We start from the raw sequence: 4,890 nt of genomic DNA, 5'->3' as shown, positions 1-4,890 counted from the left end.
TGCCCAGGGGGCGGCCGATCACCGGGCGGTCACCGGAGACCCGTGCCAGCGTCGCGTCCACCGTGCACTCCGTCGGACCGTACAGATTGAAGGCGACCACGTCGGGCAGAGCCGCCAGACGTCGCCACAGGTCGGCCGGGAGGGGTTCGCCGCCGGCCATGATGCGCAGCGGTGAGGGGAGGGGGCCGGCAGCGAGCAGGGCAGCGAGCTGCGAGGGCGTGCAGCTCACCGAGTCGACCCCGTGCTCGCGCAGGTAGCGCGAGGCGGCCGGCAGATCCCTGCGGTTGTCGAGCACGTGCAGGCAGCCACCGGTGAGCAGGATGTTCACCGCACGCCAGGAGGCGTCGAAGGTCAGGGACGCCAGCAGCAGCACCTGGGAACCGAGGCACGGCCGCAACTCGTGCAGCATGCCGGCGAGATTGGCGTGGGTGATCTCGACGCCCTTGGGCTGTCCGGTCGAGCCGGAGGTGTAGATCACATACGCCAGATCGTCCGGGCCTGCCGGGCCCGCTGCCGGGCCTTCGGGGGCGCCTGAGGCGTCGGCCGGGTTCTCCTCCAGGGCTCCGTCCCGTGCAATGGCGATCGTCGTCCGCCGATCCGACAGCGCGGTCGGCACGTCCGTGCCGGCCACCACCACATCCGCCCCGCTGTCCTCCAGCATGAACGCCAGCCGCTCGACCGGATACGACAGATCCAACGGCACGTACGCGGCCCCGGCCCGCAACACCCCCAGCAGGCCCGCCACCATCTCCGACTGCCGGCCCGAGCACACCCCCACCACACGGCCCGGACCCACGCCCGTGGCACCCAGCCGGGCGGCCACCACAGCCGCGGCGCCGTCCAGCTCCCGGTACGTCCACCGCCGATCACCGTCGACCAGCGCCACCGCGTCCGGCGTCCGCGCCACCTGCGCCGCGAACAACCCGGGCACCGTCACCCCGCCGGGCACCCCCACCGACGTCTCGTTCGGCCGGACAGCACCGGGAATGTCGTACAACGGATTGCTCGGAACCGAAGTCACGTCAGCACACCTTCTCCGCCAAACATGGCAATTGATGTTTACAGCCCGATCAAACTGCGTGCCGCCGCGTCGACGATCGCCGTCACGCTCGCGACGTTCCCCTCGACAAAGTAATGATCACCGTCGATCTCGGCGCTGCGGAAGCCACCTGTGGTGAAACGCGACCACTGCCGGACATGACTCAACGGAGTCCCCACGTCGTGGCGGCCGTAGAGGCCGATCACCGGAATGGGTACTCCGTGCTCACGAATTCCCAGCGCCGCGTCCGAGAGATGCAGATCGGCCTTCAACGCCGGCAGCATCAGCCGGACGAACTCCGCCTCCGAAGCCAGCTGTGCCCGGCCACCGCCCATGGACCTGAGGCGCTCCACGAGTTCATCGTCCGCGAGCCCGCGAGCCCCGGACGACAGCGGTCCGCTCCAGGGCGAGCGCCGCCCGGACACGAAGAGCACGGCGTCCGACTCACCGCGGTCGCCCAGCAGTTCCTGCGCCACCCGGGCAGCGAGCACGGCGCCGAGGCTGTGGCCGAAGAGGATGACCTTCTCCTCGACGACGGGCTCGATCGCCGCGCACAGCTCGGCGACCACCCGCTCGGCGTCGGCCTCGGGCGGCTCCGACAGCCGTTCCTCACGGCCGGGCAGCTGGACCGCGAAGACGTTCACCAGCCGCGACAGCCGCCGTGGCCAGTCACGGAAGACCCTGGCCCCGCCGCCCGCGTAGGGAAAGCAGACGACGGTGCACAGGGACACCGGGCGATCGGGGGACAGGTTCTTGAGGATCACATGCTCAGTCGACATATGTCTCGAGTGAGCCGGATCGACGCACGTCCAGGGTGGCGCAGTGGAAGGAGCCGCCGAAGCTGTTGAAGTTCCGGAAGTTGCAGGGGATGGGGGTGAACCCCCAGTCCTTGAAGAACTTGATCATCGGCTCGTCCTCGGCCTCCACGACGACCCGCTCCTCGTCGAGCATGAGGATGTTCATGTTGATCCACTTGCTCGTCATGTACAGCGGATGCGAGTCGGGGATGACCGGCGCGGGCGCGGCCCGTACCTCCCAGTTCCGGAACATCTTCGGGATCTCGGGCACCCGCTCGGGATTGATGAGCAACTTGCCCGGTGCCAGCGGAGCCAGCGTGGCGTCGATGTGCATGGGGTGGGCGTCGTCGAACTCCAGCACCCTGACCCGGTACTCGTCACCGAGGGTGCGGCGCAGCCACTCGATGCCGAACTCATTGGTGACGTTGCTCTTCTGCCCGATGATGTCGCGGCCGAAGCGGAGGAAGTCGGCGGCGTCAAAGGTGGGCTCGAACTCGGTCACCACCAGGTTTGTCGGCTCGCCCTGCGCCGACTCCGTCCAGTCGAGGTCGTACAACTCGTCCGTGAGCTCCGGCTTGGGGCCGGCGACCCACTTCGCCCCGTTGCGGAAGTACTCCTTGATCAAGGGCCGGTAGGCCAGGTTCTCGTAGTAGCGCGAACGCCAGGCCATCGGGCACTCGATGATCTGATCGCCCACGACCAGGATGGCGTCGCGCGGCATGGCGGCGTACATCCCGGTGGTCGCCCATGCGCCGGTCGAGTAGACCTGCCCCTGCGGGATGGGGTCGGGGCGGCGTACGGTGACGCCCTCGGCCTCCAGGATCCGGACGAGTTCTTCGAGTTCGTCGTTGGCGGCCTTGACAATCTCCGGCGGGAACTCCTCGCCCGCGCAGCGGCGGAAGGTCTCGTGCTGTTGGGCAGGGATCACCGGTTCCAGTGAAGGATGCCATTGTGGGAAGCGGGCATCGTCCAGAATGCCCACGATCACTTCCTCCAGCGGATCCCATTCCGTGTAGGAACGGACCTGGCTGCCCCCGTTTTTCTGCCCTGCGTCACGCACTTGTCCGTTATCCCCTAACGTCCTAGACATTTCGGTGGTCACAGTTTCAGTGGCTTTGCGTTCATGGCGCTCAAAATGTCGATCGGGTCAGTCGTAGATGTATGCATCTTTTTTGGACAGACGCTTTGCGCGCCGTCGGAAAGCGATGTATCGACGCAGCGAACGGATCGGCCACGCCAGCTTCCCCAGCAGGCCTGAGTTAGAAGACATTGACTCCGTATTTCTCTGTGAACATCTGAGCATCGTGGGCGGTGTCGACCATCGGCTCGTCCTTGATATTCAGGGAGGTGTTCAGAAGCATCGGGACGCCGGTCTGTTCGTACCACTCCTCGAGCACCTGACGCAGAACCGATGAGCAGTTCTCCTTGACCACCTGGACACGAGCGGTGCCGTCGACGTGTGTGACGCTCGAGTAATCGTGCAGTGCGCGGCTCGTGAACTGCATGTACTCGTTCATCGGACCCTCGAAGTAGTCACCGGCGAACTCCTCGAGGATCGCCGGGGCGAACGGCCGGAAGAGCTGCCGGCGCTTGATCTTGTTCACCGTGTCCTTGACGTCGTACCGGCAGTCCGCGAGCAGGCTCCGGTTGCCGAGCGCCCGCGGGCCGAACTCCGCTCCCTCGGAGGCGACACCGCACACCTTGTTGGCAAGCAGCTCCTTGACGATCGCCGAGGGATTCGCCCTCGGCAGCCGGGTCCCGAGATACGGGTCGACCCATTGCAGCTTGGCCCGCCGGACCAGTGCCGCGGCGCCGAGGGCGCTGCCGGCGTCACCCGGGTTGGGCATGATCCACAGGTTCTTTCCCTGGATGCGCGAGTTGGCGACGCAGTTGAGCGCGCAGCCGCCCATGAGCACCAGGTTCTCTTTCGGGCAGAGAGCCACGAGTTCCAGCAGCTTCTCTTCGAAGAGTTTCTGCACGGACGCGGCCAGGTCCTCGGGCCGGGCGTCGGGGTACAGGTCGTCGCACCCGAGGTGCAGATTCTCCTCGAGAAGGGGGCTCAGGTCGTGGCACGGCTCACCGTAGGCCGCCATGCCCATGGTGATGTATTCGTCCGAGTTCGGCTGGAGGCCGATGCGCTTGGTGATCGCCGAGTACAGCAGACCGAGCGAGTAGGGATACTTCCAGCTGCGGACCTTCCGCATGTTGTCCCATATCGAGATGGTGTCCCATTCGCCGATCGCGTCGACCACGAGGATGTTGCAGTCGTCGAAAGGCGCGGTGTAGTAACCGGCGGCGGCATGGGTTTCGTGATGGGAGAAGCAGACGTCGGAGGGTGTGCGCCGCCGAGCGAGCTTCTGGCCCGAGTAGAGCCGTCTGGTGGCCTTGAGCCATGGCCGCTCGTAGTAGGCGACCGTCTCGGCCTGTTTCATCAGTTCGAGCTGCGTCGGGTGCAGCCAGCGGTCTCCCTTCTTCCTGGAATAGCGCTCGCTGTGCGAGGCATGGACGATCACTGTGTCGTCCAGGAGGCAGAGTGCGGCGTCGTGAAAACCCTCGGAAAACCCCGCGATGAGGGTCAAGGAATACTCCCTAATCGGTGGTGAGTTCGTGAATCGGCTGGTCCGGAGAGCGGAGACCGGCGGCCAGGATTCCATTCCACATGGCCATCATCTCGATGATCTCGGCTCTTGAGTACATTCCGTCACGACACGAGAGCTTGGCCTCCATGGTGTCGTCGTTCTCGGACACTTCGAGGGTGAAGTCGTGTCGAACGCTGTCCCGGTCCCGCGTGTCTTCCACGGTCGAGAACACGGTGTCGTCCACCGTCCGCTCGAAATGCCCGCTCCGGTTGAGAGCGAACCAGGCTTCGGTGTAGGGCGTCCGGTCGGGGTGGCGTGGGGGCCGGGTGGCCGCTACGAGCAGGTCGAAGGGGAGGTCCTGGTGGTCCTGGGCGTCGAGTACGGTCTCTCGTACGCGTCGCAGGACGTCGCGGAATCCGGGTCCGCCGCCGAGGTCGGTGCGCAGTACGAGGTTGTTGACGAAGAAGCCGATCAG

Annotated in this window: 5 protein-coding genes; all 5 read right to left on the bottom strand. The window is 66.0% G+C overall.

Translation table 11 applies throughout. The features are described 5' to 3' along the window. A partial coding sequence (locus AB0N16_RS41405) for an AMP-binding protein (protein WP_365806000.1) occupies positions 1 to 1,021 on the bottom strand: 1,021 nt, incomplete at its 3' end. 38 nt (positions 1,022 to 1,059) lie between these two features. Then, a complete protein-coding gene (locus tag AB0N16_RS41400) occupies positions 1,060 to 1,818 on the bottom strand; it encodes an alpha/beta fold hydrolase (protein WP_365805999.1) in 759 nt (252 codons plus the stop codon). Next, positions 1,808 to 2,764: an amidinotransferase gene (locus AB0N16_RS41395; protein WP_365805998.1), complete on the bottom strand. Its 957-nt coding sequence runs from the start codon at positions 2,762 to 2,764 to the stop codon at positions 1,808 to 1,810. Before AB0N16_RS41395 ends, AB0N16_RS41400 begins: the two co-directional genes overlap by 11 nt. A 331-nt stretch (positions 2,765 to 3,095) precedes the next feature. After that, positions 3,096 to 4,415, bottom strand: a complete 1,320-nt coding sequence (locus AB0N16_RS41390) for a carbamoyltransferase C-terminal domain-containing protein (RefSeq protein ID WP_365805997.1) — start codon at positions 4,413 to 4,415, stop codon at positions 3,096 to 3,098. A 10-nt stretch (positions 4,416 to 4,425) separates the two neighbouring features. After that, a partial coding sequence (locus AB0N16_RS41385; protein ID WP_365805996.1) for a condensation domain-containing protein occupies positions 4,426 to 4,890 on the bottom strand: 465 nt, incomplete at its 5' end.

This window comes from Streptomyces sp. NPDC051105 (assembly GCF_040682795.1).
Taxonomy (GTDB): Bacteria; Actinomycetota; Actinomycetes; order Streptomycetales; family Streptomycetaceae; genus Streptomyces.
The sequence above is the reverse complement of the archived record's forward strand: the minus strand, read 5'-3'. Positions and strand labels throughout refer to the sequence as shown.